Origin of the sequence: Tateyamaria sp. Alg231-49, from assembly GCF_900143535.1 — a bacterium.
Classification (GTDB): Bacteria; Pseudomonadota; Alphaproteobacteria; order Rhodobacterales; family Rhodobacteraceae; genus Tateyamaria.
Genome location: NZ_FRFA01000014.1, coordinates 24,687 through 51,180, shown reverse-complemented (window position 1 = coordinate 51,180; position 26,494 = coordinate 24,687). Strand labels below are relative to the sequence as shown.

22 protein-coding genes and 1 tRNA gene are annotated in these 26,494 nt (G+C 56.0%); 16 read left to right on the top strand and 7 right to left on the bottom strand.

Features of this window, described 5'->3' with window-relative positions; all coding sequences use genetic code 11:
- Positions 1 to 29 precede the first annotated feature (29 nt).
- Both DHN60_RS17535 and DHN60_RS17530 read left to right on the top strand, forming a co-directional pair.
- Positions 30 to 401 carry a hypothetical protein gene (locus tag DHN60_RS17535; protein ID WP_108838623.1) on the top strand — a complete coding sequence of 124 codons (372 nt, stop codon included), beginning with the start codon at positions 30 to 32 and terminating at the stop codon, positions 399 to 401.
- 221 nt (positions 402 to 622) lie between these two features.
- Positions 623 to 1,144 carry a hypothetical protein gene (locus DHN60_RS17530; RefSeq protein WP_108838622.1) on the top strand — a complete coding sequence of 174 codons (522 nt, stop codon included), beginning with the start codon at positions 623 to 625 and terminating at the stop codon, positions 1,142 to 1,144.
- A gap of 5 nt (positions 1,145 to 1,149) precedes the next feature.
- On the opposite strand, the gene DHN60_RS17525 is transcribed toward DHN60_RS17530, so the two are convergent.
- Positions 1,150 to 3,933 (bottom strand): AsmA family protein, encoded by a 2,784-nt coding sequence (locus DHN60_RS17525; protein ID WP_108838621.1) that lies wholly within the window; start codon positions 3,931 to 3,933, stop codon positions 1,150 to 1,152.
- A 184-nt stretch (positions 3,934 to 4,117) separates the two neighbouring features.
- Between DHN60_RS17525 and DHN60_RS17520 the strand changes: the two genes are divergently transcribed.
- From DHN60_RS17520 to DHN60_RS17480, 9 genes are all read left to right on the top strand, one after another.
- Positions 4,118 to 5,722, top strand: coding sequence for a caspase family protein (locus tag DHN60_RS17520; RefSeq protein WP_108838620.1), 1,605 nt, complete (start codon positions 4,118 to 4,120; stop codon positions 5,720 to 5,722).
- Between the two features lie 714 nt (positions 5,723 to 6,436).
- A complete protein-coding gene (locus DHN60_RS17515) occupies positions 6,437 to 7,630 on the top strand; it encodes a site-specific integrase (protein ID WP_108838619.1) in 1,194 nt (397 codons plus the stop codon).
- The gene (locus DHN60_RS17510; RefSeq protein WP_159089275.1) at positions 7,627 to 8,325 is read left to right on the top strand and encodes a hypothetical protein; all 699 of its coding nucleotides are present in this window, start codon (positions 7,627 to 7,629) and stop codon (positions 8,323 to 8,325) included. Before DHN60_RS17515 ends, DHN60_RS17510 begins: the two co-directional genes overlap by 4 nt.
- Before the next feature lie 73 nt (positions 8,326 to 8,398).
- Entirely contained in the window at positions 8,399 to 8,578 is a 180-nt protein-coding gene (locus DHN60_RS17505; RefSeq protein WP_108838617.1) for an AlpA family transcriptional regulator, read from the top strand.
- Between the two features lies 1 nt (position 8,579).
- Positions 8,580 to 8,975: a hypothetical protein gene (locus DHN60_RS17500; RefSeq protein ID WP_234423690.1), complete on the top strand. Its 396-nt coding sequence runs from the start codon at positions 8,580 to 8,582 to the stop codon at positions 8,973 to 8,975.
- A complete protein-coding gene (locus tag DHN60_RS17495; RefSeq protein WP_108838616.1) occupies positions 8,972 to 9,856 on the top strand; it encodes a toprim domain-containing protein in 885 nt (294 codons plus the stop codon). Before DHN60_RS17500 ends, DHN60_RS17495 begins: the two co-directional genes overlap by 4 nt.
- A complete protein-coding gene (locus DHN60_RS17490) occupies positions 9,853 to 11,349 on the top strand; it encodes a YfjI family protein (protein WP_108838615.1) in 1,497 nt (498 codons plus the stop codon). The genes DHN60_RS17495 and DHN60_RS17490 overlap by 4 nt, the downstream gene beginning before the upstream one ends.
- Positions 11,339 to 11,683: a hypothetical protein gene (locus tag DHN60_RS17485; RefSeq protein WP_108838614.1), complete on the top strand. Its 345-nt coding sequence runs from the start codon at positions 11,339 to 11,341 to the stop codon at positions 11,681 to 11,683. Before DHN60_RS17490 ends, DHN60_RS17485 begins: the two co-directional genes overlap by 11 nt.
- Positions 11,680 to 12,108, top strand: a complete 429-nt coding sequence (locus DHN60_RS17480) for a hypothetical protein (protein ID WP_108838613.1) — start codon at positions 11,680 to 11,682, stop codon at positions 12,106 to 12,108. Before DHN60_RS17485 ends, DHN60_RS17480 begins: the two co-directional genes overlap by 4 nt.
- Before the next feature lie 1,371 nt (positions 12,109 to 13,479).
- Here the strand turns inward: DHN60_RS17480 and DHN60_RS17475 are convergent.
- The 4 genes from DHN60_RS17475 to DHN60_RS17460 form a co-directional block, all read right to left on the bottom strand.
- Entirely contained in the window at positions 13,480 to 14,250 is a 771-nt protein-coding gene (locus tag DHN60_RS17475) for an autoinducer binding domain-containing protein (protein WP_108838612.1), read from the bottom strand.
- Positions 14,251 to 14,330: 80 nt separating this feature from the next.
- Entirely contained in the window at positions 14,331 to 15,125 is a 795-nt protein-coding gene (locus DHN60_RS17470; protein WP_108838611.1) for a VPLPA-CTERM sorting domain-containing protein, read from the bottom strand.
- Between the two features lie 144 nt (positions 15,126 to 15,269).
- Positions 15,270 to 16,415, bottom strand: a complete 1,146-nt coding sequence (locus DHN60_RS17465) for a helix-turn-helix transcriptional regulator (RefSeq protein ID WP_159089273.1) — start codon at positions 16,413 to 16,415, stop codon at positions 15,270 to 15,272.
- 352 nt (positions 16,416 to 16,767) lie between these two features.
- Positions 16,768 to 16,854 (bottom strand) — tRNA-Leu (locus DHN60_RS17460).
- Positions 16,855 to 17,040: 186 nt separating this feature from the next.
- Here DHN60_RS17460 and DHN60_RS17455 point away from each other — a divergent pair.
- A complete protein-coding gene (locus DHN60_RS17455; protein ID WP_108838609.1) occupies positions 17,041 to 18,021 on the top strand; it encodes a complex I NDUFA9 subunit family protein in 981 nt (326 codons plus the stop codon).
- Here DHN60_RS17455 and DHN60_RS17450 read toward each other — a convergent pair.
- Entirely contained in the window at positions 18,018 to 18,821 is an 804-nt protein-coding gene (locus DHN60_RS17450) for an undecaprenyl-diphosphate phosphatase (RefSeq protein ID WP_108838608.1), read from the bottom strand. The genes DHN60_RS17455 and DHN60_RS17450 overlap by 4 nt on opposite strands.
- Before the next feature lie 217 nt (positions 18,822 to 19,038).
- Here DHN60_RS17450 and DHN60_RS17445 point away from each other — a divergent pair, with 217 nt between their 5' ends.
- The 4 genes from DHN60_RS17445 to gltB all read left to right on the top strand — a co-directional run bounded on the left by DHN60_RS17445 (position 19,039) and on the right by gltB (position 26,247).
- A complete protein-coding gene (locus DHN60_RS17445; protein ID WP_108838607.1) occupies positions 19,039 to 20,472 on the top strand; it encodes an NAD(P)-dependent oxidoreductase in 1,434 nt (477 codons plus the stop codon).
- 110 nt (positions 20,473 to 20,582) lie between these two features.
- Complete coding sequence (locus DHN60_RS17440; protein WP_108838606.1) at positions 20,583 to 21,023, top strand: GFA family protein; 441 nt, start codon at positions 20,583 to 20,585, stop codon at positions 21,021 to 21,023.
- A complete protein-coding gene (locus DHN60_RS17435; protein WP_234423689.1) occupies positions 21,020 to 21,721 on the top strand; it encodes a hypothetical protein in 702 nt (233 codons plus the stop codon). The genes DHN60_RS17440 and DHN60_RS17435 overlap by 4 nt, the downstream gene beginning before the upstream one ends.
- Positions 21,718 to 26,247 carry a glutamate synthase large subunit gene (gene gltB / locus DHN60_RS17430; protein ID WP_108838604.1) on the top strand — a complete coding sequence of 1,510 codons (4,530 nt, stop codon included), beginning with the start codon at positions 21,718 to 21,720 and terminating at the stop codon, positions 26,245 to 26,247. The genes DHN60_RS17435 and gltB overlap by 4 nt, the downstream gene beginning before the upstream one ends.
- Here the strand turns inward: gltB and DHN60_RS17425 are convergent, their stop codons facing one another.
- Complete coding sequence (locus DHN60_RS17425; RefSeq protein WP_108838603.1) at positions 26,248 to 26,484, bottom strand: hypothetical protein; 237 nt, start codon at positions 26,482 to 26,484, stop codon at positions 26,248 to 26,250. It abuts the gene before it with no gap.
- Positions 26,485 to 26,494: the final 10 nt, after the last annotated feature.

Below are 26,494 nucleotides of genomic sequence, written 5' to 3'. Positions count from 1 at the left end.
CGATCGCAGGAAAATAGACGGAGACCGATATGACGTTGACCAAACTCACAGTATTCTCAGGAGAAGACGGTCAAGCGGAACTGCGGGAAGACGAAATACAGTTTCAATCCTCGGACAACGTTCTGGGATCTGAGAGACTGAAAATGAGCAAGATCGAACCTTGTAAGCGATCTTTCTTCATCCATTTGCCGGCAGGGTTTCACACCGAGTTTCGATTTGCGGATAGAGAACAGACGTTTGTGTGCCTGAGCGGAGAGTACAGGATCTCGACCAACGATGGATCTGTTCATGAAAAAGGCCTGGGAAGCGTGATACATCTCCTGCGTGACGACGTCTCGACCCACACCTTTGATGTGCTAAGTGCCGAGGGCGCCCATTTTCTGGTTGTCCAGGTCGACTAGTTTTACCTGTATACCATCTGCGGCTTGGCGCACTCACCCTGCTTGTTTGAGGGAGAACGGACAGTGTGGCGCATGCCCACGCTGATCTCGCTCTAATGGCCGATCAGGGCTATGATCATCACTCAAGTCTTGGGTCAGGTGCCGTGCCCAAGCCGACACGGGTTCATTAGTTGGCAAAGCCAGAGTATACTTGGAATGCTGATCAAACCAATGAGGTTGCTATGCGTTGCATCGCCATTCTGACTCTTTCCATTATGCCTGTTGCAGCTTTGGCCGCGGACGTTTGGCAGACTGCGGGCGACTGGACCATCCTGATCAACACCGAAGATACGGGTAAATGTTTCGCGTCTCGAGAGTTGGACGACGGCAGCGAAGTCCAGATTGGTGCAGAACCCACGTTGGATGGTGGGTATTTTGCGATCTACAACGAGGCCTGGACCCATGTCGAGGAAGGTCAGGATGGCACGGTAGAGTTTGACTTTGGCAGTGCCCGCTTTGGCGGCGAGGCAATTGGAAAGATTGAGAACGGAAAGCACGGCGGGTACGCCTTTTTCAATAATCCAGCCTTTATTCAGGAGTTTGCACGAAGCCAGACCGTCAAAATCATTGGCTCGCAAGGCAATGCGTTCGAGTTGGATCTGACCGGAACAAGCAAAGCTATTCGTGGTGTTCTGGCGTGTCAGGATGCGCTCCCCGAACCCGAGGCAGAGAGCGAAGCCGAACCCGACGCAGAGAGCGAATAGCAGTCTTATTGCAATTGCAGAATGTCAGGCTTGCACGGTTGCCTGTTGGCAGGCATCTGATCGGCGCCATCTGCACGACGGCTCCGAGAGCCGCCGATATCCAGTTTAAAGCGTGGGTCTGACAGCTTTCCATTGACTTCGAACGGCCACGCTGAACGAGAGAGTGGGCTATTGACCTTGCGTGGCTCTGCCCGGATCTGAATTGAATCGCCGACCCAGTCAACCGACCCGCGCGCAACAAGCTGAACGCTCTCAGTTTCTGCTACAATAGAGTCAAAGGACACTGCACCAGCAGCGATGTTGACCGGGGCATTTACACACACCACATTGGTGTATCCTTGCTGGATCTCCCGCGAAAACAACCAAGGGAAAATGCCCAATCCTGCAAGTTCGAGCAGGCTTGTTGCGACCTTTCCCTGTGACATCGCAATAGACGCGGACCCCGTCATAGAATTTACGAAGGCATCGACTGAGGTCACGTTCCCACCCACGCTAAATTGACCGCTCAGTGCACCGTTTGCGTCAAATTCAACCCCGGCGGCGGACAGAAGATCCGCCAGATCCCAACCAGAAGTCGCGCCTGCGACTGACACAAAGTCCGGAGCTTCAACTACATCCATGGCGGCTTCAAAATTAAAGTACGCGCCACCGTAGTTGAATTCCAACGGACCCAGCCGTGCCTTTCCGCCTTCGGACACAAAGTCGCTTGAAACGCGCGTGATGCCTTTGATGCCCGAGATTTCTTTGAAATCGATCAGGCCATAGATGTCGGTTTCGCGAAGAAACTCGTTGGCGTCCACAATCTTGTCTTCTTCGCTGTCTTCTATCACGAGTGGCTGCAATTCAACGCCATCGCGAACGTTCGGGGTTTTGGTTTCCGAAGGAGTTTCATCGGTTTTAGGCAAAACCAGCGGCTGCAATTCAACATCCGTTGACGGCTCGCCTTCACTCTCTGTCTCCTGTCCGATTTTGGACAGTTCGACCACCCCAGCCAAAGCATTCTTGAGGTCAGAGATATCCATGAATTCACTAATGATTTCCGTGGTGATTTTGTCTCGTCCGTCTTCTTTTCCTGCTTCGATTGTGCCGGTCAGTTCAGACTGTCCTGCACCAAGCCCCAAAGTCCCGGCCCACCGGCCATCTTTGCCGCGGATCGAGAAGTCGAGCCCCAAGGGACCCGTATCCACTGGCTCGAGTTTCAGCGCAGACAGAAATTCGGCGCCATCTTGCAACTCCAAGGCGACATCCACGACTGATCCGTTCAGTGTCGTTACGTCCCCAACAGCAATTTCGGCTTCAAGAGCCCAAACATCGGTGTTCACGGCCTTTGCGCTCAATTGGGTCAGGCTGAGTACACCCGTTGCGTCATCAACTTGGAACTCGGCTTGGATTCCGCCAAATTTTTCGGCGACGTCATCCCCAAGAGTAGACAGAACCAAAGTGGCTGGCGCATCAATTTTCCCCTCAAGATCGAGCGCTTTGAGTTGCAAAATGTTGTTGATGTTTCCGCTGGCGACAAGGAACGGTTTGTCCAATGGACCCGCCTGCAAATTTATGTCCTGAAGCGCCAGCGTACCTTCTTCTGTACGGCGGATTCGACCAATGGATACGGGGCCAACTTCATCCAAACCCTGTTCAAATGCGTTGGTTGCCAGTATCAAATTTTCCAACTCCAGCGCGGCTTTCTCGCTTATGATCTGCGTTGAAATTCTTGTCAGCTTCAAATCCGCAAGGTCGGCTGCATTGGCTGGTGGCTGCCCTTCCGGGTGAAGGCGCGCGTCAAATTGAAGATCAAAGCCGTCTGCCTCAGCAAGGTTTTCAATATCGCCTGTAAGCGAGATCAATTGCCCTTTCTCCAAATTCACCGTGGCATTGATATCGGACAGGGCACTGATGTCGCCACTCCGATTCAATGAGAACCGAAGTTGGGCGTTGCCATCGATCCCACCTTTCAGTTTCAACACGTCAAACAGGTCTTGCATGCTGCCGACATCAAGAACCAGTTCGGCCGTATAACCCCCACCGTCTTCAACCGGCGTAGGATCACCGTCAAAAGTCAGAGTGCTTGAACTGAATGTGGCGGCGTTCGTAAACGGCCCTGAATCCGGATATAAGCTGTCCAACTTGAAGGGCTGACCATTCACTTGGCCTCGACCTGTAACGCCAAGTGCGGCCTCCAACTGATTGAGCGACAACTCTTCCAACTCGAAATCGTACTCGAAGCCAGAAATGGCATCATCGATAATCAAGCGCACGTTTGTTAATGCGACGGTCCTTGTTCTGAGAAATGACAGCAAACTGGGATTGTCTTTATCTTCAACCTGCTCAGGTTGTTCCGCGGGCGTGGCTGTCTCGACGGAGTCGTCGGATTGCTCTGCTGGCGCGCGTTCTTTGACGGCCTCATAGCTTGTTGTTCCGTCTTCTTGTTTCAACAAATCGACGCGCAGGCCATCTATGAACAAATTGTTCAGGTCGATGCGTCGGTCGAGCAGCGAGACAAGATTGATGTCAAACTCAAGAGAGTTCAGCGTTGCGAGGTCGAGATCGGAAATGTTCGTACTCGGGATTTGGACGCCACTCACATGCACGCGGCTGACGCGCGCCACAGAAACGCGTGCATCGCCATTCACCAAGACAGGCTGGCCAACCTGGTCCGACAGCAATTGCGAAATCAAAGTCGTGCGAAAATGGCTGAAATATGGAATTGCGAGAACAGTCCATATAGCAGCCATTGCTGCCATCACCACCACGGCCAAGCCTAAGGCGATTCTTACTATCCAGCGCTTCATATTCCGTCTCCCCACGTCAGTTTAGCAGCACAAACGCGTTCTTGTGTATAGCGTTGCCGGCGCTTTTTGGGGTTTGTATGCGGAAACGCATCGACGCAATCCGGATTGTCTGCGTTCATGTCGCCGAGTTTGCTGCAGGAATTCCTTACTTTCGCATGCGTGTCAGCATTGCTAGCATGTTTGTATGCGTATCATTATCCTCTGCTTTACTCTGATCCTGACTCCCTTTGTGGCCAATGCCGAAAAACGTCTCGCTCTGGTGATCGGCAATGACTCCTATGCCGAGGTCAACAGTCTGCAAAAGGCCCGCGCTGATGCGACGGCCGTAACAGACGCTTTGAGAACCAAGGGTTTTACTGTGACCACTGTTTTGGACGCAGAACGGCGCGAGATGAACAAAAAGATCTCGGAATTCACCGGTCAACTTGAACCGGGTGATACAGCAATGGTGTTTTACGCAGGCCACGGGGTCGAAATCGATGGTGAGAACTATCTTTTGCCAACCGACATCGCAGCGCCTGCAAGCGGTGAAAAAGATTTTATCAAATCTGAATCCATTGCGCTGTCCGGCCTTCTGGACAGGATCCGGGCAACAGGAGCGCGCACGACATTGGCCATAATCGATGCATGCCGGGATAATCCATTCAAAGGGTCAACAGGGCGTTCAATCGGTGGAACGCGCGGCTTGGGGCGGATCAACGCGCCCGAGGGCACGTTTGTGATATTCTCGGCTGGTGCGGGTCAAACAGCGTTGGATCGTCTGTCAGATGAAGACTCGGCAAAAAATTCGGTGTTTACCCGGATGCTGTTGCCCCGTTTGCAAACACCGGGGATCGAATTGCGCGAAATGATGTCCGGTCTGCGTCGCGACGTGCGCGATCTGGCCCGCACCGTCGGGCACGAGCAATTCCCGGCATATTATGATGAACTGTTGGGCCAGTTCTTCTTTATTCCTGCAGGTGGCGCGGTCATCGCCATAGCGCCCCAACCCACCACAGCTGCGCAACCGGTTGACCCTATCCGAGCAGATTTCGAGTTGGCCCGGTCGATCGATACTCGCGAAGCTTACGATGCTTTCATCGAACGCTATGCCGCGCGTAGCGATGAATTCACGGTGCAGATGGCGGTGCAATTGCGTGATGAACTGGGTGAAGCGACACCCGCGGGTACAAAGCCGAGTGCGTCTGCGAACTCTGCTCAGAAACCCGCAGGAGAGGCTTCGGACAGCCGCGAGGTTCTGCGTCAAACTCAGGAGAGTTTGAATGCACTGGGATGCGATGCGGGCGCACCCGACGGAATCATGGGGTCACGGACGCGCGCGGCGTTCCGCCGCTTTTTGTCTGCCACTGATACCGGTCTGGGTGCTGATGATCTGGGTACGGCACATGGGTTGCAAGCGCTCAAGCAGCATTCGGGTCGGGTCTGCAAGGCTCAACCAGCGCCGTCCAAACCGGCTGTGTCGGCCACGGCAACGCCTGATGCATCGGCAAAGCCAGCCCCTCAGTATTCGATTGCCGGGTCATGGAGTTGGTCAGCCAGTTGCCCCCTTGGGCTCAAGGCAAGCGGTACGACGCGGTATCGGTCTGGGGGCGGAAATGCTTTCACAGGATCCATAAGCGGTTCTGCCGGCCCTGCCACGGTGCGCGGTGTCCTGAACGGGCGTAGTTACTCTGCAACCGAAGACTATGGTTGGGTCCGGAACACATCCACCGGAACGCTTTCTCAGGATGGTCGTACTTTGAGTACTCTTGTGTCGAATGGCTGCCGGGTCACAGCGCGCAAGAACTGAACCCTAAAGTTTGAATATACTCGTCCAAACCTATCAAAGCAGGAAAATACATGGGCCCAACTTATCTTCACATTCTGATAACAAGTGGCGCGATTGGACTTGGAATATACCTCTACAGCCACCCAATTCTTTTACGGGGGCAGTCAAATCTAGTGCGCGCCGTTGTCATATGGGTTGCCTTGGTTCTGATACTTCGAGCGCTCGACTACGCATTTCTGAGCTAAATTTCTCAAGCACTGCGTACGGTCCTGCGCCATGATATTGGGCTTTGTCAAAACGCTCCGGGCTTTCATGCAAAAGCGCCTCCGTGCACGGCTATCGGATGCATGGCGCAGACGGTGGTCAACCAGCTGGCTCAGCGCATCCCAATTATCGGCATGGTTGCGGACGAAGGAGATGCAGGAAGTGAGGCCGTTAACACTGACAAATGGTTGGCCCGACTCACCACCCCCCACAAGGGACTGCATTTGGCGACCTAAAGGTGGGTGAAAGGGGTGAATATCAACGGTCGATAACCGCCCATGCGTCGAATTATTTTGGAAAGTTAAGAAATTTTGGTGCCCAGAAGAGGCACCAACCTACTGTTTTTAAATGTTTTTAACTGTCCGTCCCTGCGCCATATCCCCCTAAAAATATGGACCTATCTGTCCTGCGCTGTCTTGTTCTGTCCGAGGGCATCCACTACCTTAAGGGGGATATTTAGGGGGATAAAAAATGCGAGCGCAAAACAGACTTTCGGCATCATTCTTGAAAACCGCGCCTGTTGGCAAGCACTGCGATGGCGCTGGGCTTTGGCTGGTGAAGCGCCACGATGGCGGCGCGCAATGGGTTTTGCGTGTTACCATTCACGGAAGGCGGCGGGAAATGGGCCTTGGCGGCTTCCCATCGCTCGGATTGGCCGAAGCACGCAAAGTCGCCCACCGCTGGCGCGACGTGGCCGCAGGTGGTCGCGACCCGATCAAGGAACGTGAAGCTGAAGCACGGGCCGCGCGGCGTGAAGATATTTCACTGGCTGTTATTACGGCGGACGCGTTTGAAGCGCGCAAAGCTGAATTAAAAGATGATGGCGCGGCGGGTCGGTGGCTTTCGCCCCTGAATATTCATGTTTTGCCAAAGCTTGGCCGCGTGCCAGTAACGGATCTTGACCAACGCGACTTTCGCGACACGCTGGCCCCTATTTGGCACGCAAAGGCCGACACCGCGCGCAAAGCCATGAACCGGCTTTCTATCGTGATGAAACATGCAGCGGCGCTGGGCTTGGATGTGGACCTGCAAGCCACCGACAAAGCCAAGGCGCTATTGGGAAAGTCGCGCCATGTTCCAAAGAACATTCCCGCAATGGCTTGGGCCGATGTGCCAGACTTCTATGCCAGCCTAGTTGAACCATCCCCGACGCATCTCGCCCTACGCTTGCTTATCCTGACCGGGGTGCGCTCAAAGCCTCTGCGCTATATCCGGCTTGAACAGATTGACGGTGATGTGTGGACCATCCCTGGCGACGATATGAAGGGCCGCAAGGGCACAACCGAGGATTTTCGCGTGCCGCTTTCAACCGAAGCCCAGAGCGTGATTGAACTCGCGAAACCACACGCGCGCAACGGCTTTCTGTTTCCGAACAATCGGCAGGGCGTAATCAGCGACATGACGCTTTCACGGCATATGGAACGGAGAGGCTTAGAAGCGCGCCCGCATGGCTTTCGCACTTCGTTGCGGACATGGCTGGCAGAGGCCACAGACGCCCCTCACGAAGTCGCTGAGACGATGTTGGGGCATACAGTAGATAGTGGCGTGGTGCGGGCCTATCGGCGCACTGACTTCTTAGAACAACGCGCCAAGTTGGCCGAACGCTGGGGCGACCATGTAACCGGGGGCGCTGGGCAGGTGGTGAAGCTGGCGGGGGCGGTGTGATGGGGGAAAGCCGAAATGATGGGGACACCCCTGCGACAACCGCGACTTCTGCGACATGGGGCGTTCCGAACTGGAGAGCCGTTGCGAGCTATGGAACTACTCAAGATTGGAGCGTCAATCGCTGGCGTTGGGAGTTTGTTCGACGGCGGGATGATGTTCGTAAAGCTTTCGATGAAACCGCCGTTTCAACGTACAGAAGCCAAGTCACATTCTTTCAAGATGCGCCCGAAATGGTCAGAGGGAAAGAACCGAATAAGCCTGACGAACCGGGCTTCGTTGCGCGTCATCCACTTGCAAAAACCATCGGGCTTACAAACTTGCCAAACCCACGGATAGGAAATCAGCCGCTTCGTGCGATTGCTTTCAACGACTGGCCGGAAGCAGTCAGACAATTTTTTTCGGAGAAACCGCCAGTAGGGTTTGAGCGCGTTGACTTCGACTTAAACAAACCACTGGAACCGCAACTGAAATTTGCCAAACAGTTTCTTCAGGAAGCGCAAACGAAAATACATGGAAAAACGCTTCAAAAACGAAAGCACCCCGTAAAATGGCTGGGATACCTACGTACGCTGGACGCCAAAGAGTCGGGCGCGTCTTGGTCCGAGATAGCTCAGCTTCATCGACACAAGGAGCAGACCGAACAGGCCGGGCGCGATGCATGGAACGCGGCAGACGCATTGCGATTTAATTTCTGATTTTCTTTCGCAATCCCGCAAATGAATGAGGACGGGCATCTTCGCACCATCTGAAACTAGCAACTGGTGCAAAATGCAGTATCTCACACTGACCGAACTCCGCGCAAAGCTGGGCAACCGAAGCCGAAGCGCAATCTATCTGGATTTGGCGGCGGGCCGGCTTCCTCAGCCAATCAAACTTGGCGGGCGGCTCTATTGGCCAGAAGCCGAACTTGAAGTCCACCTTCAAAGCCTACGCGAAGAGGCCGCTTGATATGAGCGGCGGGCAAAATGAAAACCCCGGCGCGCGGGCGGCGCAACCGGGGCTTGGGAACCGCTATTCGACTGCGGCGGGCACTCAGAACATAACACAAGGCCGGAGCCACGCAAAGCGTGCTGGGCTTTATCAAATCCAACCCGAAGGCGGCGAACCCTTCAAGATTTACGCCAAGGGCCGCGATGCTTGGACGCGCGACCGGCTTTGCGAAGCTGGGCCGAAGGGCTGCACGCCAATCGAACAGCCTGCGCCCCGGTGGTCGGCATACGTTCACCGGCTTCGCGGGCTGGGCGCGCCGATTGAAACGCGGCACGAACCGCATGGCGGCGCTTTCGCGGGCACACATGGTCGCTACATCCTGCGCGCGACGGTGCAGAAAGGCGGTGCGGCATGACCGATGCACGCGACCTGACAACGGCGCTGGGCGGGCGCTGGCATGGCCGCTACGGGGCGGCACCTTGCCCCGTATGCCAGCCAAGCCGACGCAAAGGCCAGAACGCCCTAACGCTGGCCGATGGCAATAACGGGCGGCTGGTTTTGAACTGCAAGAAATCCGCTTGCGCCTTTCTAGACATCTTGGCGGCGGCTGGGCTTCGCTCGGGGGATTATGCGCCCCCGGACGCGGCAACGCTTGCCCAGCGCGAACGCAAATCAAAGGCTGAAGCCATGAAGCGGGCAGAACAAGCAAAGCGACTTTGGCTGGAAGCTCAGCCGATAGGGGGCACGGCGGCGGAAGCCTATTTGCGCGTGCGGGGCATTAGCTGCGAACTGCCCCGCACGCTGCGCTTTCACGGCGCTTGCTGGCACGGGGCAACCGCGAAACGGTGTCCGGCGCTGGTGGCGGCGGTGCAAGGCTCGGGGCTTCCGGCTGTGCATCGCACCTACCTGCGCCCTGATGGCGCTGGCAAGGCGGACGTAGAACCCGCAAAGGTGATGCTGGGTGCAACCGCTGGCGGCGCTGTGCGGCTTTGTGAAGGGCCGGGGCCGCTGGTGGTGGCCGAAGGCATAGAAACCGGACTCAGCCTTGCCTCTGGCCTTCTGCGCGCGCCTGCGACGGTTTGGGCCGCTCTATCCACCTCGGGCCTTCGCGGGCTGCGCCTTCCCCCGCAACCGAGACGGCTGACCATTGCAAGCGACGGGGACACGGCTGGGCGTGAAGCAGGGCACGAACTGGCCGACCGGGCGCACGCGCTGGGCTGGCAAGTGTCGCTTTTACCTGCTCCCGATGGCCGCGACTGGAACGACATTCTGACCATGAAAGGGGAACCCGCATGAACGCGCCCCAACCTATCCAATTCAAGCCCGAAGGGCCACAACCGCTGGTGCGGGAAACGCCCCCTGGCGCGGACTATCCCGTTCACGCTCTGGGGCCGCTGCGCGCGGCGGTGGAAGCGGTGCAAGGCGTGACACAAGCCCCCGTGGCAATCCCGGCACAATCTGCGATGGCGGTGGCATCTTTGGTGGTGCAAGGCTTTGCCGATGTGGAAACGCTGGGCGGGCCGCGCGCGACTTCGCTTTACGCCCTAACCATAGCCCGAAGCGGTGAACGCAAAAGCGCTTGTGACGCCCCTTTGATGGACGCGTTGCGCGCCTATGAACGGGAGCAATCCAAGACATACCGCGAAGATGTGCGGGCATGGGAAAACGCCTATAAGCTTTGGGAAGATGCACGGGACAAGATTTTTTCCGAGGCGAAAAAGGCAAAAGGTGAAAAGAGCACGGCGGCACAAGCCGACCTTGAATCGCTCGGGCAACCCCCGATTGCCCCCGTGGTGCCAGACCGGACGGTAAGCGAACCGACATTTGAAGGGCTGACAAAGCTATTGGCGCATGGGCAACCCAGCCTTGGGGTTTTCTCGGATGAAGGCGGGCAATTCTTGGGCGGGCACGCGATGAATAGCGAAAACAGGCAAAAGACGCTGGCCGCTTTCAATGACCTTTGGCAAGGCAACCCCATACGGCGGACGCGCGGTGGCGATGGGCATATCACGCTATACGGGCGGCGGCTGGCGGTGCATCTTATGGTGCAACCGACTGTGGCGCACGGCTTCATGGCTGACCCGCTGGCGGCGGATACGGGCTTTCTGCCCCGCTTTCTGATATGCGAACCGCCCAGCGCTATCGGCACCCGTATGCAAGCGAACGCCCGGCGGGATGATATGGCGCTTGCAAGCTTTGCGGGGCGGCTGCGCGACATTCTGGAAAGCCCCCTTCCGATGGAGCCGGAAACCCGCGAGCTTGAACCCCGCATTTTACCCCTTGCCCCCGAAGCCCACGCGCTGCTGGTGGCCTTTTCTGACGCTATCGAAAAGGAACAAGCCCCCGGTGGCGACTTGGCCCACATCACCGGCACGGCTTCAAAGGCGGCGGAACAAGCGGCACGAATTGCCGGGGTGCTGACCCTTTGGCGCGACTTGGAAGCCCCGAAGGTGGAAGCCCGCGACATGGCCGACGCAATTAACCTTGCGCAATTCTACCTGTCCGAAGCTTCACGGCTGGCAAGCGCTGCGCTTGTTTCATCTGAAATCGACAAGGCCGAAAAGCTGCGGCGGTGGCTTCTGGAAAACTGGCGGGATCCGAAAGTGATGGTGCGGGATGTGGTGCGGCTCGGACCGAACGCGCTGCGGGAAAGCCCAAAGGCTCGGGCGGCGCTGGGCATCCTCGAAAAGCATGGTTGGCTGGTGCCGATAGACCTGGGAACCATAGTGCGGGGTGCCGCTCGGGCGGAAGCATGGGCAATCGTGCGGGGTGGTGGCGATGTGGTTTGATGCACGCGCCAAACTGGCAGAAATCACGGGGCACCCCCCTGCGACTTCTGCGACAACCGCGACACAAACCCCGCCGGTGTCGCGAGTGTCGCAAGCCCCCATGGCTGAAAATCATTCATTTGTCGCGAAAGTCGCGATTGTAGCAACGCCCAGCGCGCCCAGTACAGAGCCAGATGGCGTATTCGTGGGGGGGCGGGCTTTGACTTGGACGGGGCGTGTGGTGTCGCTGGCCGATTGGCGAAACCTGACCGGATGGGAAAAGCACGGACCTGATGGGCGACACTGGAACGGCATAACAAGGCAATGGGAACAGCCGGAAGGGGCAAAGTCATGACGGACCGAAAAAGCGGACGAAATGCGGATGGCACGTTTGGATTCGGCAACCCAGGCAAGCCCAAGGGTACGCGCCACAAGGCCACACAAGCGGCTCTTGCGCTTCTGGAAGGCGAAGCCGACGCCCTTACACGCAAAGCTGTGGAAATCGCTCTGGAAGGCGATACAACGGCGCTGCGGCTGTGCCTCGAACGCATTGCACCCGCGAAGAAAGACGCCCCGGTGACTTTCAAACTGCCCCCGATGCAATCGGCTGCGGATGCTGCAAAGGCGGCTGGTGCCGTGCTGGATGCTGTGGCGCTGGGCGAACTAACACCAACCGAAGGCGCGCATGTTATGGCCTTGATCGAAACCTACCGGCGGACGCTGGAAACAACCGAACTGGAAGAGCGGATGGCGGCGCTCGAAGTGGAGGTTGGCAAATGACCCTTAGAAGGCGGCTAGATAGGCTTGCTGCAAAGGCGCCCATGCCAGCAAGTGAACGCCCTACAGAGGTTTTCCTTGTTGGCATCTGTGCGCAAACCAAAGAAGCGGTCTCCGCATACGGCATGAATTCTGGACAGTCATTCGAACGGATAGACAGCGAAACTGAAGTGGAGTTTAGGGAACGTATCAATCGGTGCGGACAGGCGCAGGTTGTTCTACCGGACAATTAACGTTGTTTGTTGCCAAATTTGTTTTGCTTTTCTTTGGATGGAGCGCAGACTTAGTTGTGGCTCGGGACCGATAATACCAAAAGCTGGCGATTGACGACAAAGCGGACCTTGAGCCGCTCTGCAGCGAATGGCTGCTCTGAGCCCATTGCTGACCTATGGTTCAAGCGCTGCATTCGACGCATTGGGCGGACAGCGGACTTTCGCTGCAAGTGCGAACCGGCTGTGCCGGAACTTTGGAAGCCAACATTGAGAAAACCTAGAAACGCGAGTTTTTTCTGCGCTGCCGCAAGTCACATTCGAGCCCAGTGCGGACACACCGGATGCGGGAGAGTAAATCGACGTTAGCTTTTGTGTTGCCACCCTTGGATTACCTGAACACGCACATATTGAACTAACCTCAGGGCCTTGCCTTAGTCCTACCAATTGGTGGTTTGAAAGGCTGTCGGTGTCCAACTGCTCATAACAACAAGCTACCACACTACATTCTAAATATGAATCCCCTCAGGTGGTTTGTGCCACAAAGCCCGCTCCATTCATAAAAACAATACGAAAAGTATGGAAACCCATACTTTCTTGCCATCATGTAAGCGCCTACACTTACTCACGTTTCGTGAGTGGTGGCTTTTTGTGCCTCTGAAACATCGGTCAAGATCCTTGGAATTTCGGGGCTCTCTTGTCCGCCGGTTTACCGGAAACCGACCTGGTTATGTATTTTTCCGTTTCCAGGTCGGACCTCAATAGTTTTTTCATCCGACCTTTCCAAAATGGATCACCGTTGGCCCAAGGTTTCTATGGCTGGAAGATTTTGGGTTAGCTGTGGAAAGAACCGGCTAGGCCAAGGCGTGCCGCTAATGCCGGGCTATCGACTGAAGCACTTCGTGAGCGGTGGTAGCCTCAGGTAACCTATTTTGAATACGGTATTAGCGGCACTAACGCGGTTCTCCCAAGCCGCGCTGAGGTTGCTCGTATCCTACTAACACGCAGCAGTACAATGATATTCCGACCCGGGTGGCTACTGACAGTTATTAGTGCCTCCCAGTGAGTGAGGCATTGGTTAACAAAGGCCTAGGAGGTTTTTGTTGAGCGCAAATACTCAAACATCTCAGCTGCTCCACTTGTTACGTCGACGGCCAGATATCCTTTACACCGCTTTGATGAGAAAAAGCTGATTCAGAATTGAAGCTTTCCGTACGGCTTGCCCTGTCGTCGCGGCTCCAAACGCTTCGCGCGCCAACCGCAAGTGTTTTTCCACGGTCACAGGGCTAAGAAGCATGATCTGAGCGATGTCATTTACTGTCTTACCATCAGCCACCCATTGCAGCACCTCTCGCTGGCGCTTCGTCAGCGGATCGCGACCACCCGTATGAGGGAGTTGTGAGATCTTCAAATGAGCTATGTTGTTTAGCAATAGAATTTCATTTCCCTTCTTCGCCCAGAGAGAATCCACATTATCCTGAGATAATTTTCGGTTTGCGCCAAGACCAATGACGCTCTTGTTTCGTTCGCTGATTTCGTCGAACCAAATGGTATAACCGGCGTTCATTTCCCACTTGGTACGGAGCTCACCGAGTTTTTTCTCGGCCTCTGTGATTTCACCGTTTTCTTGCCGCTCCAGAAATTCGCGCCAACTATACGCACCGGGCTTGGATTTTTTCCGAGGCACCATGTTAGCCCGCTTGTGAAGCCCTTTGCCAACATAGTGGTCGATAATGTCCTTATTGTAGTTACTCAAAACTAGTATGTCCGCGTTGTCTCCCCAGCGGCCATGTGCCCGAAAACTAGTCGTTAAATAAAGTAGACGATCAAATCCGTACATGCTCATCCGTTCCGTATGGAGGGCCCAGACGTCGTTAACGGAAGCGCATTTAAGAATGCGGTCTACTTGATCTAGAACAGGTGGAAGACTTCCCATAGGTCAATAGCCCCAACACAACATTCCCCACATGAAACGCCTCCTCCAACATTGTGGCGCAGACTTTTGTGTTGAACCGATCAAGCTTGCGCGTTGAGCTTTTTGCGTCTTGCAACGCCAGCAATCCCCAAAACACCAGCAATTAGCATCAAGCCAGAAGCAGGGAGCGGGACCGACGAAATGCCATCGGTGACGCTATCGAAAATGACCGGACTTGTATTGATGTCGATCAAGCTTGCAAACTGAGCGTACTCCCAATCAGGGTCAACTCCGCCAAAGGGGTCAGCAACCGCACGACCATCACCTATGACCAAGGCCAATAGACGAACATTGGTGCCATTGAAAAACTTATGAGTCCCAGCTTGAAATGTACGTTCACCGACGGCAGCTTCTCTGATGTATATTTCTGGCCCCCCGGTGAATCTCACGCTGGCGTCTGCGATCCCGCCGTTCAATCCGCCCTCAGCCAAAACAGACCAGTTGTAAATGAGCGGAATTTGTACCAATCCGACGAGACCTGTTTCCTGATAAAACGCGTCACTTGCTGTCGCTTCGATCCGGTAGGTATATTCTGAACGCGCATAAGCTTGCTGATAGTTGGCACAGCGGCCTGATGTACTTACAACTGGGTTATAGTTTTCGCTTGGAATGCAGCTATAACTACCGGACGCGTAGGCGGTACCTGGTGAAATCCCAGCGACTGCTGAATAGGGACCCCCGTCACCAAGCCGACCACCGCCTGAGCCTGCTTCCAGAACATAGTTGTAACCGTCTTGAGCGAGATCACCAGCGACAACGGTTGCTGCATTTACTGATGTTGAAACATTTGCCATCGCGAGCGTTGAAAGTGCGATTGCCACTGATAAAGATTTCATAATTTCCCCTTCGAACACCTAAAAAGTGTTGATAATTCCAAACCGACCGTCGAACGCTCGAAGTTCACGACCTGAAACGAACAGCATAGCGGCCAGAATAGTTGGCCGTCGCAAGACCGCATCCTCCAAATGGGGGACGAATTACTATTTATTCAGGAAATCCGCACCAAAACTCATCATTAGGCGCACCAATTGTGTCCTGGTTGAGCAATTGGTTTTCGCCAGAATAGATTTGACCTGGGACGTTATCGTTGTCACGGAGCGTTCTCGTTGTTCTGCGATCTGTGTGTTGGTGAAACCGTCAGCCATGGCACTGATTATTTCGGCTTCCGTCGCAGTTAGGCCGTGTGCAAGCTGAATTGCCTCGATCTGCAAATGTCTTGGTCGGCTGGTATCTGAACTGTAAAGAATAGTGCCTTCAAATCTGGTAGTTCCCATCTCCGCACTTCGGTCCAGGGGAATAAACTCAATACAAAGGTACCCGTCATTTCCAGTTGGAATCGCTTCTTTTCGGGGTCGTGCGCCAAATCTGCCATGTTTTAGGGCAGATACCTGCAAATCAGACAGATTTTTCTGGTGGTCAGGGGATGAGAATTGGAATTTGCCGTCCTTAGCAACGGAGAACACGCTGTGGAGATCCAGTTGCCTGTCAAATTCAGCATTTTTTGTCGCCACTCGGCCGACGGCATCTAGAACACATATTCCAATGTTTAGATGATCAATCGCACCCAAAAGGCCTAAGTTATTGGATGCTACCTGATATGCAGGCTGGCCCAGATCAAATGCCTTTGCCAGGTGCGGCAACAGGGTCATCAGGTATGCCTTTTCCTCTGGGCTTAATCGCCCGCGGGTTTCATCTAATTGAATGGCAAAGCGAAACGCGCCCGTATTATCTTTGTTCAAAAGACATGCAGCGCGATGTAGTAAGCCACCTTCTTGTAATCGGCGCACACTTGGCAGGCTTTTCAGCGTTTCCAGGTCTGGTGCCAGGACATCATCCTCCAGAAGGTTGATATCATCAGTAACTGACGTGTGATCCACCAGAATGAGCTGATCGCGGACTTCGTCGTTGCGAAACTCACCCAGGTAGGCGTCAATAATACCCCTGTGATCGACGTTGGAAACGTATGGTGCAGAGAGGTGCAGATCGTCACCATGGCCCGAGTGCCGGAGCACCAAAGATCCTGCGGCATTTGCCCCATCTGCGATACGTTGAAGAACATCGGGCCAAAGTGCGTCATCGGCAGCGGCGTCATAGATTTTTAGTATCGTTTCTTGGGTATTTTCCAACACTTCTGCCTAACCTTCTGATTTAAATCTAAAATTATATCCTAGGTTGGCATTTCTGCAATTCAACGATGTTTCCTGCATTTAATTCGGTTCGCCGCCGCAGTCATGCTCTGAATACGCATTCTAAGCGGTCATTGGTGCACGATGCCCGAAATGGCGGCTAAGTCCGCAACTCGGTCATTGGGGCATCGCGCATCGAAGGTCCGCTTTGTGGCATTTTGGTGCGTTAGAATTTTGTAGGTCTAGGTCCCAAACAAAAATCCACCAACGGCACTAAGGGGGGTATTTAGGGGGATATAAAAAATATCAAAACCTGTTAAGCTCTATGAATCAATGAGTTATATGAAATATATGGTGCCCAGAAGAGGACTCGAACCTCCACGACCTTGCGGTCACTGGCACCTGAAGCCAGCGCGTCTACCAATTCCGCCATCTGGGCACGGGTCGGTGGACAGGCGTGTATGCGCAGTCTCATAAGGTGTCAATCCGATTCTAGACCCGTTGAGAGGGTTAAAAGGTCAGTGTCTCAAAATCATTGAAACGAACGCCACCGCGCCAAATTGGCGTCTTGTCTGGCTGACATGAGGCCGCTAGACCATATGCAATCAAGCGCGAGGAGCGGGCTATGTCCAAACTGGTCACTATCTATGGCGGATCGGGTTTTGTCGGGCGGTATATTGCGCAGCGGATGGCCAAGGCCGGATGGCGGGTGCGTGTCGCTGTACGCAGGCCGAACGAGGCAATGTTTGTCAAACCTTATGGGGTTGTTGGACAGGTCGAACCTGTCTTGTGCAACATCCGTGATGACGCGTCTGTGGCCGAGGTCATGCAGGGGGCGGACGCTGTCGTAAACTGCGTCGGTATTCTGGCGCGCAATGGAAAGAACACGTTCGACTCCGTGCAGGCCGAAGGCGCGGGCCGGGTTGCACGCATTGCTGCGGCGTCCGGTGTCGCCAAGATGGTGCAGATTTCCGCCATCGGCGCGGATGCAAACAGCGACAGCGACTATGCCCGTACCAAAGGTGAGGGTGAGGCGGCTGTGCTAGAGCATATGCCAGAAGCTGTGATCCTGCGCCCTTCGATCGTGTTCGGAGCAGAAGACGGATTTTTCAACCGCTTTGCGGGCATGACGCGGATGGGTCCTGTGCTGCCTGTTGTTGGGGCAGATACGCTGTTTCAGCCTGTCTATGTCGATGATGTGGCCAAAGCGGCAGAGGCTGCTTTGACTCGCGATATTGCGCCAGGTGTCTACGAACTGGGTGGTCCTGAGGTGCAATCGTTCCGCGAGCTGATGAGCGCCATGCTGGATATCATTCGCCGCCGCCGTTCGGTTGTGAATATCCCCTTCTTTGCTGCCAACATCATGGCCTTTGGTCTTGAGGCAGTACAGGTCCTGTCGTTGGGTTTGGTCTCCGCGCAGATTACCCGCGATCAGGTGCGTAACCTGCGCCATGACAATGTTGTGTCCGATGGGGCCAAGGGTCTTGCGGATATGGGGATTGAACCGGTTGCTATGGAGTCGATCCTACCCGACTACCTGTGGCGGTTCCGCCCGTCGGGTCAGTATGACGCGATCAAGGAAAGCGCCAAGAACCTGCGCGCCTAAGTGTAGGCCCAGATCAGCAGGCCAATCCCTAGGATCACGCGGTAGATCACGTATGGTGTAAAGCTGACACTGCGCAGCAGGCGCATCATCAAAACCAATGCTGCAAGGGCCGACACAAAGGCGAAGGCTGCTGCAATGCCTGCATCTCGTGCTAACGCCCAGTTGGTTTGTCCAATGATATCCAGGCTCAAAACTGCGCCAGAGGCGAGGATCACGGGGATCGACATCAGCATAGCAAGTCTGGCGGCGTCCGCACGCCCATAGCCCAGTTGCCGGGCGGCCGTGATTGTGATGCCCGAGCGGGACGTGCCCGGGATCAAAGCGAGGCATTGGGCCAATCCCATAATGGCGGCGTGTTTCAGGGTCCATTCATTCGCCGTGCGCGTGGTATCACCAAAGCGGTCGGCCCAATAAAGGACCAGACCGAAGATCAGCATGGTCCACCCGATCACGGCAACGGAGCGCATGGCCTCGTCCATTCCGGTGATCTTGATGGCAAAGCCCACGATCAGGGCCGGGATAGTGGCGGTGATCAGGCAAAGCGCCAGGAACGCACCGGGCGTGTCGATGCGACCCTGAACAAGGCGCAAAACGCCGCCTGCGGCGATTTTCACGTCGCTCCAAAAGTAGATGATCACTGCAAACAATGTCCCGACGTGAACGGCCACGTCAATGGCGAGCCCTTGATCTGGTGTGCCTGTCAGTGTGGGCAACAATATAAGGTGGCCGGAGGAAGAGACCGGCAAGAATTCGGTCACCCCTTGAATGATGGCCACTATCAGAAGTTGAAAAAGAGTCATGGCCTGCGTGCCCTTATGCTACCATACGTCTACAAGCCTATGATTCTGAACGCAAATGGCCAATAAAGTCCGATACGGACCTAAAACCAGCAAATAAAGTGCGGCAACTTGCTCATTTCATGCAAAGATTCTACTATTAGGTAAGCAATGCTGCCTTTTATTCCAGCCGCAGATCATTTATTGCGCCCGAACCAACCAAGACTGGCAGGAGACCACCATGGCTGAGCAGCCTATGCTGAAATTCACCAAGATCGAACGCGACATGCCCGAAAAGCGTGACGCAGAGATCCGCCGTGAGGATTTCAACGAGATTTATGCAGAGTACGCCACTGCCAAGGCCGCTGAGCAATCCAGCCGGTGTTCGCAGTGTGGCGTGCCCTATTGCCAGTCCCACTGCCCGCTGCACAACAACATTCCCGATTGGCTGCGACTGACCGCTGAGGGACGCTTGCAAGAGGCCTACGAGATCAGCCAGGCGACAAACACGTTCCCGGAAATCTGTGGTCGCATCTGCCCGCAAGACCGCCTGTGTGAGGGCAATTGCGTAATCGAACAGTCTGGCCACGGTACGGTCACGATCGGTTCGGTTGAAAAATACATCACGGACACTGCCTGGGAAAAAGGATGGGTACAGCCCATCAAACCAGTCACTGAACGTGCCGAATCTGTCGGTATCATTGGCTCCGGCCCCGGTGGTTTGGCCGCCGCAGACGTGCTGCGCCGTGCGGGCGTTCAGGTCACCATCTATGACCGCTATGATCGTGCGGGCGGGTTGTTGACCTATGGCATCCCCGGCTTCAAGCTTGAAAAAGACGTGGTGATGCGCCGCAACGAACAGCTTGAGCAGGGTGGCGTGAAGTTTGAACTGAACTGCGAAGTTGACGCTGACATTTTTGCGTCCATCAAGGCGGAACATGACGCCGTGATTATTGCGACTGGTGTGTACAAAAGCCGTGACCTTACAATGCCTAACGGCGAAGTTGCGGGCATTGAGAAGGCCATTGATTTTCTGACCGCGAGCAACCGCAAAAGCTTTGGCGACGAGGTTCCCGAGTTCGATACGGGCCGACTGAATGCAGAAGGAAAGCGCGTTGTGGTCATCGGTGGCGGTGATACGGCGATGGACTGCGTACGCACGTCGATCCGGCAAGGCGCGACGTCTGTCAAATGCCTTTACCGTCGTGACAAGGCCAACATGCCCGGCAGCCAGCGCGAAGTGCAAAACGCCGAAGAAGAAGGCGTGATATTTGAATGGTTGAGCGCGCCCAAGGGGTTCACCACAGACGGCGACAAGGTGGCTGGCGTGATGGTCCAAAAAATGCGTCTTGGCGCGCCCGATGCCACAGGGCGTCAGGCGCCCGAAGTCATCGAGGGCGCGGATTATGTCGAAGAGGCGGATCTGGTCATCAAGGCGCTGGGCTTTGAGCCTGAGGCGCTGCCGACCATGTGGGATCAACCAGCGTTGGAAGTGACCCGCTGGGGCACGATCAAAGCCGCCTTTACCACCGGCAAGACGCAGATGGATGGCGTTTACGCTGTTGGCGACATCGTGCGCGGTGCATCCCTTGTGGTCTGGGCCATCCGTGATGGACGTGACTGCGCGGATGCGATTCTGGCCGGATTTGGCACGGCGGCGATTGCGGCGGAATAGACCCGAAAAGACGATGCACTGCGTGTGCACTGGACGAACACCGAAATGCGTTCAGTTTTTGAAACACTAGAAAGATAGGTCAGTTCGTCTGACAAATACGGAGCGATGAAATGGACAAGTCAGGAGGATGCCTTTGCGGAGCTGTGCGCTTTGAAGCCGTGAATGTGCCTGACACGTTCGGCATCTGCCATTGCGAGATGTGTCGCCGCTGGACCGGGTCTGCTTTGCTTGAGGTGAGTATCAAGACCGAGGATGTGACTTGGCAAGGGCAAGAACATATCGCGACCCGTGCCGGCAGCGACTGGGCCGAGCGGGCGTGGTGTCGTCAGTGCGGCACCAATCTCTATTTCCGCCAGACGAAGGAAGGCGAGTGGTTCGGCAGCACTGATTTGCCCATTGGTCTGTTTGACGACCCTGACGGGTTCACCCTGACGCACGAGATATTTGTCGACCATAAGCCTGACAGCTTTGCCTATGCCGGTGACGGTCACAAACAACTGACCCGCGCGGATGTTCTGGCGTTGAACCCTGATTTGGAGGGGTCGCAGTGAGATATGCGTTGCCTCTTTGCGCCGCTTTGATGGCAGGGCCTGTTGCGGCACAGGACCCTACACTGTTTTATCCACCCGACGGGTGTACCGCGGAACTGACTGTGCAATCGCGCAGTTGTTCCCTGTCCAACATCTATACGTGTGAGGCCGATCAGCCCGGTGAAAACTGGCGCGTAGAATTTGATGTCGATGGACCGTTCTTTATTTCCAAGATCGACTACGAGACCCAGTGGCTGGAAAGCTATGATCTGTTCCCCACCAGTCGCGAGGTTCTGGTGCAGCCTGCGGATGATCCAGCAAGCCTGACCGAACTGCTGGAAACTGGAACCGATGCCTATGACTTTGTTCAACGTGGCGAGTCCGGCCCCGTTCGTGTCGTCGGCTTTGACCGACTGACCGGCGAAGAAGTGGTGATTGATGGTGAGCCCCTTCTTGTCACCGAGTTCACCGCCCGCCACGAGACCACCGACGGTGTTATGCTGGAAGTGACCGGTAGCGAATACGTCTCGGTCCGCCATCGTCGTTTCATCGCTGGAACTTACAAGGGCGAGGGCGCGAACGGTGCCTACGAGATCGACAAGACGCCCGTTGACTTCATCTACCCGGGCGAACCCGGCTTCTTCTCAAAGACCCCACTTTATGACTGCGAGGCCTCTTTGGCCCGCTACGTCCCGACTGCGAAAGGATATGACCAATGACCAAATATGATGCCGAATGGGTGGCCCGCGAGGAAGCCAAACGCGCGTTGATGGCCGAGACAGGTCTGTATTCGCAAGAGGAAGAGCACAGTTCCTGTGGTGTTGGCCTTGTTGTGTCGGTGGATGGCTCCAAAAGCCGCGCGGTTGTCGAAAATGGCATCAAGGCGCTGAAAGCAATCTGGCATCGTGGCGCTGTAGATGCGGATGGTAAAACCGGTGATGGTGCGGGCATTCACGTGCAGATCCCAGTCCCATTCTTCTATGACCAGATTGAGCGCACCGGCCATACGCCGGATCGTGATCGGTTGATGGCCGTGGGGCAGGTGTTTTTGCCCCGCACCGACTTTGGCGCGCAGGAAACCTGCCGAACCATCGTCGAAACCGAAGTGCTGCGCATGGGCTATTACATCTATGGCTGGCGGCACGTGCCCGTGGATATTTCCTGCCTTGGCGAAAAGGCGAATGCGACCCGGCCCGAGATTGAACAGATCCTGATTTCAAACTCCAAGGACGTGGATGAAGAGACGTTTGAGCGCGAGTTGTACGTGATCCGCCGCCGCATCGAAAAGGCGGCACAGGCGGCACAGGTGCCGACCCTTTACATCGCGTCGATGTCCTGCCGGTCGATCATCTACAAAGGCATGATGCTGGCCGAACAGGTGGCGGAGTTTTACCCCGACCTGATGGATGAGCGGTTCGAGAGTGCCTTTGCGATCTATCACCAGCGTTATTCCACAAATACCTTCCCGCAGTGGTGGCTGGCCCAGCCCTTCCGCATGTTGGCTCACAATGGCGAGATCAACACGCTGAGGGGCAACATCAACTGGATGAAGAGCCACGAGATTCGCATGGCAAGCGGTGCCTTTGGCGACATGGCCGAAGACATCAAACCAATTGTGGCGTCCGGATCGAGTGACTCTGCCGCGCTGGACGCCGTGTTCGAGGTGCTGGTGCGCGCTGGGCGCAATGCACCGATGGCAAAAACGATGCTGGTGCCCGAGAGTTGGTCCAAGCAGGCCGTCGAACTGCCTGAAGCGTGGCGCGATATGTATTCCTACTGCAACTCGGTGATGGAGCCTTGGGACGGTCCTGCCGCTTTGGCGATGACTGATGGCCGCTGGGTCTGTGCGGGTCTCGACCGGAATGGCTTGCGTCCGATGCGCTATGTTGTGACGCGCGATGGGATGGTTATTGCGGGCTCTGAAACCGGCATGGTCCCGCTCGAAGAAAGCAACATCGTGGAAAAGGGCGCGCTGGGCCCCGGGCAGTTGCTGGCTGTCGATATGGCCGAAGGCAAGATGTACCACGACACCGAAATCAAAGACCGTCTGGCGGCCAGCCAGCCTTTTGGCGAGTGGGTCGGCAAGATCAAAGAACTGGAACCCGCCATCGCCGGCGTCACGGAAAAGGCTCTGTTTACTGGGGATGAGTTGCGTCGCCGTCAGATTGCAGCCGGGTATTCCATCGAAGAGTTGGAGCAGATCCTTGCGCCCATGGCCGAAGACGCCAAAGAAGCGCTCGCCTCCATGGGGGATGACACGCCCTCTGCTGTTCTGTCCAAGAAGTATCGTCCGCTGTCGCACTTCTTCCGCCAGAACTTTTCTCAGGTCACCAACCCGCCCATCGACTCGCTTCGCGAATTCCGGGTGATGAGCCTCAAGACGCGCTTCGGCAACCTCAAGAACGTGCTGGATGAAAGCAGTGCGCAGACCGAGATCATCACGCTCGACAGTCCCTTTGTCGGCAATGCGCAGTGGGATGAGGTGGCACGCCAATTCAACGCGGAACTGGTGGAAATTGACTGTACCTTTACCCCCGGTCCCGGTGCCCTGAACAACGAACTGGGCAAGATCCGTCGCGAGGTTGAGGATGCCGTGCGCTCGGGTGCAGGGCACATTGTGCTGACCGACCAGCATTCGGATGGCGAGAAAATTGCCATGCCGATGATCCTCGCGACGTCCGCGGTGCACAGCCACCTGACCCGCAAGGGTTTGCGCACCTTCTGTTCGCTCAATGTGCGCTCGGCCGAGTGTATCGATCCGCATTACTTTGCTGTGCTGATCGGGTGTGGCGCGACAGTGGTGAACGCCTATCTGGCCGAAGACTCGCTGGCGGACCGCATTGATCGCGGCTTGATTGATGGAACCTTGACTGAGGCGGTCGCGCGGTATCGCAACGCGATTGATCAGGGCCTGCTCAAGATCATGGCCAAGATGGGTATTAGCGTTGTGTCGTCTTATCGCGGCGGTCTGAACTTTGAAGCTGTCGGCTTGTCCCGTGCGATGTGTGCTGAATACTTCCCCGGCATGACCAGCCGCATCAGCGGTATCGGCATCACCGGAATCCAGTCCAAGGCAGAGGAAATTCACAGCCTTGGCTGGGGCGGCACCAACGTCTTGCCCATCGGTGGATTCTACAAGGCCCGCAACTCGGGTGAGACCCACGCGTGGGAAGCGACATCCATGCACATGCTGCAGATGGCCTGCAACAAAGCCTCTTATGCGATGTGGAAGCAGTATTCGGCCAAGATGAAGTCTGCCCCGCCGATCCATCTGCGTGACCTTTTGGACATCAAGCCGCTGGGTGCACCTATTCCGCTGGAAGAGGTGGAAAGCATCACTTCGATCCGCAAGCGGTTCGTCACACCGGGTATGTCCTTGGGCGCATTGAGCCCGGAGGCGCACAAAACACTGAACGTCGCGATGAACCGCATTGGGGCGAAGTCGGACAGTGGCGAGGGCGGTGAAGACCCGGCTCACTTCCACCCTGAACCCAACGGCGACAACCCGTCGGCCAAGATCAAACAGGTGGCTTCTGGCCGCTTTGGCGTCACAGCTGAATACCTGAACCAGTGCGAAGAGCTGGAGATCAAGGTCGCCCAAGGCGCAAAGCCCGGTGAGGGCGGTCAGTTGCCGGGGATGAAGGTTACCGACCTGATCGCGCGACTGCGTCACTCGACCAAAGGTGTGACGCTGATTTCGCCGCCGCCGCACCACGATATCTATTCCATCGAGGATCTGGCGCAGCTGATCTATGACCTCAAGCAGATCAACCCGCGCTGTAAGGTGACGGTAAAGCTGGTTGCGTCCAGCGGTGTTGGAACGATTGCGGCTGGTGTGGCCAAGGCCAAAGCGGACGTGATCCTGATCTCGGGCCACAACGGTGGGACGGGTGCGTCGCCTGCGACATCGATCAAATATGCGGGTCTGCCGTGGGAAATGGGCCTGACCGAAGCGCATCAGGTGCTGTCGATGAACAACCTGCGTGAACGCGTAACCCTGCGCACCGATGGTGGTTTGCGTACGGGCCGGGACATCGTGATGGCTGCGATGCTGGGGGCCGAGGAATACGGCATCGGCACCGCCGCATTGATCGCAATGGGCTGCATTATGGTGCGTCAGTGCCAGTCCAACACCTGCCCTGTGGGTGTGTGTACACAGGACGAAGCGTTGCGCGACAAGTTCACCGGGAACGCGGACAAAGTGGTCAACCTGATCACCTTCTACGCCCAGGAAGTGCGCGAGCTGCTGGCTGAAATCGGTGCACGTAGCATGGATGACGTGATCGGGCGTGCGGACCTGTTGGCTCAGGTATCGCGTGGGTCGGCCCATCTGGACGATCTGGACCTCAACCCGCTGTTGATCACTGTCGATGGTGCTGCGGACATCGTTTACAACCGCGACAAGGACCGCAATGCGGTGCCTGATACGCTGGATGCCCAGATTGTGCGGGATGCAGCGCGCTTCCTTGAAGATGGCGAAAAGATGCAACTGTCTTACGCGGTGCAGAACACGCACCGCACCGTGGGCACGCGCACGTCCAGCCATATCGTCAAGCAGTTCGGGATGCGCAATACGCTGCAACCGGATCACCTGACGGTGAAGCTGACAGGGTCAGCTGGCCAGTCTTTGGGCGCTTTCGCGGCGCCGGGGCTGAAACTGGAAGTGTCCGGGGATGCCAACGACTATGTGGGTAAGGGTCTGTCGGGCGGCACCGTTGTTGTGCGTCCGCCCATGGCCTCACCCATCGTGGCAGCCGATAATACTATCATCGGCAACACGGTGCTTTATGGAGCCACAGACGGGTTCCTGTTTGCTGCCGGGCGCGCGGGTGAGCGGTTTGCGGTGCGCAACTCGGGCGCGCATGTGGTCATTGAGGGCTGTGGATCCAACGGGTGTGAGTACATGACCGGCGGAGTCGCAGTGATCCTTGGCGAGATCGGTGCGAACTTTGGCGCTGGCATGACGGGCGGGATGGCGTATCTCTATGATCCCGACGGCATCGCCATGGACCGGATGAACATGGAAACGCTGGTGGCGTGCCCCGTGACGGTCCTGCACTGGATGACCCAGCTCGAAGAGTTGCTGGAACGGCATTTGCGCGAAACTGGCAGTGCCAAGGCGGCGGATATTCTGCAGCACTGGGACAACGAACAGCATCACTTCCTTCAGGTGTGCCCGAAGGAGATGCTGGTGCATCTGCCAGCTCCGCTATCTCTCGACAAAGGCGCGATCCCGGCGGAGTGATCAGACCTTTTCAGGCGAGGCGATCATCTTGGTCGCCTTGTCCTTGCTGCCCACATGGGTCTGTTCGGTCAGAATGCCGGTGATGCGACTGGGCATGGTGCCAAGCTTGTTGGCGATCACGTAGTTCGGGTCGCCTGACCATTTCAGCACCCAGACCATCGCGGCGTCCGCGGCGTTCAGAACGCGGCATTCCGGTGGCACTGCGCCGGGAATGCTATTTGTGGTGGGGTCAATCATCTCCAATCTC

Bases quoted from the DNA above. Each gene is read 5' to 3' on its own strand.
- DHN60_RS17535 (WP_108838623.1), top strand. From the start codon at position 30: ATGACGTTGACCAAACTCACAGTATTCTCAGGAGAAGACGGTCAAGCG.
- DHN60_RS17530 (WP_108838622.1), top strand. From the start codon at position 623: ATGCGTTGCATCGCCATTCTGACTCTTTCCATTATGCCTGTTGCAGCT.
- DHN60_RS17525 (WP_108838621.1), bottom strand. From the start codon at position 3,933: ATGAAGCGCTGGATAGTAAGAATCGCCTTAGGCTTGGCCGTGGTGGTG.
- DHN60_RS17520 (WP_108838620.1), top strand. From the start codon at position 4,118: ATGCGTATCATTATCCTCTGCTTTACTCTGATCCTGACTCCCTTTGTG.
- DHN60_RS17515 (WP_108838619.1), top strand. From the start codon at position 6,437: ATGCGAGCGCAAAACAGACTTTCGGCATCATTCTTGAAAACCGCGCCT.
- DHN60_RS17505 (WP_108838617.1), top strand. From the start codon at position 8,399: ATGCAGTATCTCACACTGACCGAACTCCGCGCAAAGCTGGGCAACCGA.
- DHN60_RS17500 (WP_234423690.1), top strand. From the start codon at position 8,580: ATGAGCGGCGGGCAAAATGAAAACCCCGGCGCGCGGGCGGCGCAACCG.
- DHN60_RS17495 (WP_108838616.1), top strand. From the start codon at position 8,972: ATGACCGATGCACGCGACCTGACAACGGCGCTGGGCGGGCGCTGGCAT.
- DHN60_RS17490 (WP_108838615.1), top strand. From the start codon at position 9,853: ATGAACGCGCCCCAACCTATCCAATTCAAGCCCGAAGGGCCACAACCG.
- DHN60_RS17485 (WP_108838614.1), top strand. From the start codon at position 11,339: ATGTGGTTTGATGCACGCGCCAAACTGGCAGAAATCACGGGGCACCCC.
- DHN60_RS17480 (WP_108838613.1), top strand. From the start codon at position 11,680: ATGACGGACCGAAAAAGCGGACGAAATGCGGATGGCACGTTTGGATTC.
- DHN60_RS17475 (WP_108838612.1), bottom strand. From the start codon at position 14,250: ATGGGAAGTCTTCCACCTGTTCTAGATCAAGTAGACCGCATTCTTAAA.
- DHN60_RS17470 (WP_108838611.1), bottom strand. From the start codon at position 15,125: ATGAAATCTTTATCAGTGGCAATCGCACTTTCAACGCTCGCGATGGCA.
- DHN60_RS17455 (WP_108838609.1), top strand. From the start codon at position 17,041: ATGTCCAAACTGGTCACTATCTATGGCGGATCGGGTTTTGTCGGGCGG.
- DHN60_RS17450 (WP_108838608.1), bottom strand. From the start codon at position 18,821: ATGACTCTTTTTCAACTTCTGATAGTGGCCATCATTCAAGGGGTGACC.
- DHN60_RS17445 (WP_108838607.1), top strand. From the start codon at position 19,039: ATGGCTGAGCAGCCTATGCTGAAATTCACCAAGATCGAACGCGACATG.
- DHN60_RS17440 (WP_108838606.1), top strand. From the start codon at position 20,583: ATGGACAAGTCAGGAGGATGCCTTTGCGGAGCTGTGCGCTTTGAAGCC.
- gltB (WP_108838604.1), top strand. From the start codon at position 21,718: ATGACCAAATATGATGCCGAATGGGTGGCCCGCGAGGAAGCCAAACGC.
- DHN60_RS17425 (WP_108838603.1), bottom strand. From the start codon at position 26,484: ATGATTGACCCCACCACAAATAGCATTCCCGGCGCAGTGCCACCGGAA.